Here is a 3,206-nt window from a genome sequence, read left to right as displayed (position 1 = left end):
TTTTGTGGTCTTGGGATGGGTTATTAGAGCCGGGGTAGGGGGGCGGACAGGGTGACCGTCGTGCCGCGGGGCGTGTCGCGGACGTCGATCCGGGCGGGAGCGCCGATACCGGCGATCAGGGCCTCCGCGAGGCGTGGGCCGAGGCCGTGCCCCTCGGGCGCGAACACCGAGGGGACGCAAACGCCGTACGTCACCTCGCAACGCAACTCTCCCTCCCCCACGCGCAGTTCCACCACGCGCAGTTCCACGACTCCCGGGTCGGCACCCCGTCCGGCGGCGTCCGTGGCGAACTCCACCGCGGCCTGTCCGAAGGCGCCCCTGGCGGAGGCGGGGAGACGGGCACGCAGTGCCGCCTCCTCCACCAGGGCGCGCACCAGGGGGAGATCGGGACCGCCGAACTCCATCCGCAGCCTCAGCCCTGTACTCACCCGGCGTCCCCCTCGTCCCCTTCGCCCTCCACACGCACCACGAGCTGGGGCACCTCGTCGGCGCCCAGTTGCTCCAGCACCAGCCCCAGCAGTTCGCCGCAGCGCACGGTGACCTCGCTGCCGGCCGGGAGCGAGGCGGCGAGGCTGATCAGCTGCCAGGCGCAGTGGGCCTCCATGAAGCACAGGTCACGGAGGTCGAGGACGAAGTGACTGGGCCCCGAGTCGTCACGGTGTTCCAGCGCCTCGCGCAGCGCCTCGACGAACTCGCTGCGGGTGCTCAGCTCGGCGGTGCCGGCCATCCGGCCGCCGTCCGGGGTGCCGGTGACCTCCAGGGAGTCCAGGCGTTCCATGACCCGCAGCGGATGGACCTTGCCGACGCGGGAGGTCATGTCGTCGTCGAAGCGCTGACGGTCGTACCAGCAGATCGCGGTGAACAGCGGGTCCGCGAAGAGCGGCGCCACCGATGCCTCGTAGTCGAGCAGCCGGTCGTGGCCGAGGTTGACCCGGGGCGCCCAGGACATGTCGGCGGTGACCCGCAGCCCCGCCCAGCCCTCGTCGCAGGCGCGGTCGACCTCGGCGGCGTAGGTGTCGATCGTGCGTCGCTCCTGGAAGCGGCCGTCGGGCACGTAGATCTCCGTGTTGCGCCTGACCGACAGCTGGCCGTCGTCCAGGGCCGCCACAACCTGCCCGCTGCCCCGGTCCAGCAGCGCGACCACCTCGTCGTCGCTCAGATCGTCCGGGTCCATGACCAGCATGACCTTCTCGCCGCGCGCCAGACTCGTCCGGGTGTACGCGGTGAAGACCTTCCACGGCGACTCGTCGGCCCGCTCCGGGCCCCTCGGTCCCATGCACGCGTGATCGCCCAGCCGCAGCCGCTCGACGGGCACGGTTCGCTCCGCGGGGTGCTGGGTCGTCATGGGGGCGCCTCCCGTGAGGATCAGAACTCTGCACGGACAGTAGGCCCACCGGCGTCCCCTACGGCCCGATGATCGCCAATCTTCTGCTTGAGAGCATTTCGGGGCGGGTCGGAGAGAAGTCCGATCGAGAGTGCGCGCCACCTGACCGGGGGTGACCGGCGCTTGCCGCTTAGGTCACCCTTTGCAACAACCCCCACGTGAACTCCGCGACACACTCACGGCGCACCCCGTCCCCGTCCGGCGCGACGAACCGCAGCCCCCACCGGGTGGGCGCCGTCCCCTCCAACGGCCGGGCCGGCGCGAACGCCCGTGCCACCTCGTCCACCGTGCAGGACCACGGGGTCAGATCCTCAAGGGCGCGCAACTCGGGCCCGGCCGCGCCCGGTGCGCGCACCAGCCACTCGTTCCACACCGCCCCGTTCGGCGCCAGCAGCGCCTCGAAACGGAGGTCGTCCCACAGCGGCACCGGCCACAGCCACGCCTCACAGTCCAGGTCGCCGATGCGGCGCCGCGTCACGGACTCGGGCGCGCCCAGGACCGACCGGTACCGGGACGCCGAACCCCGGGCCCGGGGCGAGCGCACCATCGCCTGCCACCGCCTGTTCGACTCCCGCATCTCTCCGATCGAGACGCCCAGCTCACGCCGGGCGTCCTCGACGAGCTCCGGATTGTGGTCGGCCATCCGGCGCAGCAGCACGAGCTGGAAGTCGAGCGGGGTGAACGGACCGGAGGGCCTATCCGGCCCGGGGCGCTTCGCGGAGGACATGCCCTCCATGGTCGCGTACGGCGCCGGACGCGGCGGGCGGCTCACCCGGGCGGCGCCCGTCCGGCAGGAACAGCACCGAGTTGACGTACCGGGGCCCGGAGAACGGCAGGACCCGCCGGAGCAGCCCCTTGGACGCCAGGTGCGACGTACGCGCCTGGTGGGCCTCCAGGGTGGCCGGGTCCAGCAGCCGCCAGGTCTTCGCGGGCAGGACCCAGCCGGCGTAACCGAGGCCGGCGAGCAGGTCGACGACCGGGGCGATCGGCTGGATACGGGCTTCCAGCTCGATGAAGAGCGCCGGACGGTCCCGGACGAGGATGCCGGACGCGCCGCGCAGGACGGCCAGTTCGTTGCCGTCGACGTCGATCTTTACGAAGCCGACATCGGTCAGACCGAGGCCGTCCAGGGTCACACAGCGGACGTCCAGCGCGCGGCCGTGGATGTCCCGGCGGACCAGGGACGACACCCCGCGCCCCCCGTCGTCGCCCGGCGGCAGCCAGAGGCGGGCCGTGCCCGGGTGGTCCGAGGCGGCGGCCTGGACGACACGGACGTTGCGGGGGGCCGTCGAGACGAGCAGCCGGGCCAGCCGGGGCACCGGCTCCACGGTCACCACCCGCCCGGCGCGTGCCGCCAGCCGGCGCGTCCAGGGGCCGTACCAGCCGCCGACGTCCACGGCCGTGCCGCACCCCGGCGGGCACAGCTCGTCCAGCCGGGCAAGCTCCGGCTCGAAGCGCGGGTACACGAACCGGGCGGTCGCGGCGACCGCCCGCTCCGGCAGCAGCGGCGCGAGCCGCGCGGCGAGTGTGGTCATGCCTCCGACCCCCTCAACAGCTCGGTGAGTCTGGCGTGTTCGTCCTCCGTGACCTGCTCGCCCGACGACGGCAGCAGCTGTGGAATGCCGTCGACGATCGGGTAACGGCGGTGCAGCCGGGGGTTGTAGAGCGACTCCGGCGCCCGGGAGGCCTCGGCGTCGGCACCGGAGCCGCCGGGGCGGTCCTCCTTGTGGACCACCAGATGCAGCGGCCCCTTGTCCAGCGGGCACGCCAGGATCTGGAGCAACGGGTCGTCGGGGTTCAAGGTGGGGTCAACTCCTTGGCG

At 72.8% G+C, this 3,206-nt stretch carries 5 protein-coding genes; all 5 read right to left on the bottom strand.

All coding sequences use genetic code 11. The annotated features are described in order from the left end of the window. Positions 1-23 precede the first annotated feature (23 nt). The 5 genes from P1P70_RS42550 to P1P70_RS42530 all read right to left on the bottom strand — a co-directional run bounded on the left by P1P70_RS42550 (position 24) and on the right by P1P70_RS42530 (position 3,185). Positions 24-428 (bottom strand): ATP-binding protein, encoded by a 405-nt coding sequence (locus tag P1P70_RS42550; RefSeq protein ID WP_319247564.1) that lies wholly within the window; start codon positions 426-428, stop codon positions 24-26. After that, positions 425-1,345 (bottom strand): MEDS domain-containing protein, encoded by a 921-nt coding sequence (locus tag P1P70_RS42545; RefSeq protein ID WP_319247562.1) that lies wholly within the window; start codon positions 1,343-1,345, stop codon positions 425-427. Before P1P70_RS42545 ends, P1P70_RS42550 begins: the two co-directional genes overlap by 4 nt. 169 nt (positions 1,346-1,514) lie before the next feature. Continuing rightward, positions 1,515-2,120, bottom strand: a complete 606-nt coding sequence (locus P1P70_RS42540) for a hypothetical protein (protein WP_413471672.1) — start codon at positions 2,118-2,120, stop codon at positions 1,515-1,517. Then, a complete protein-coding gene (locus P1P70_RS42535) occupies positions 2,080-2,919 on the bottom strand; it encodes an FkbM family methyltransferase (protein ID WP_319247558.1) in 840 nt (279 codons plus the stop codon). Before P1P70_RS42535 ends, P1P70_RS42540 begins: the two co-directional genes overlap by 41 nt. Further along, positions 2,916-3,185: a Trm112 family protein gene (locus P1P70_RS42530; RefSeq protein WP_319247566.1), complete on the bottom strand. Its 270-nt coding sequence runs from the start codon at positions 3,183-3,185 to the stop codon at positions 2,916-2,918. The genes P1P70_RS42535 and P1P70_RS42530 overlap by 4 nt, the downstream gene beginning before the upstream one ends. Between the last annotated feature and the right edge of the window lie 21 nt (positions 3,186-3,206).

Source organism: Streptomyces sp. MB09-02B (assembly GCF_033794485.1).
In the GTDB taxonomy this organism is placed as follows: Bacteria; Actinomycetota; Actinomycetes; order Streptomycetales; family Streptomycetaceae; genus Streptomyces.
This window is presented reverse-complemented; position numbering and strand designations above follow the sequence as displayed.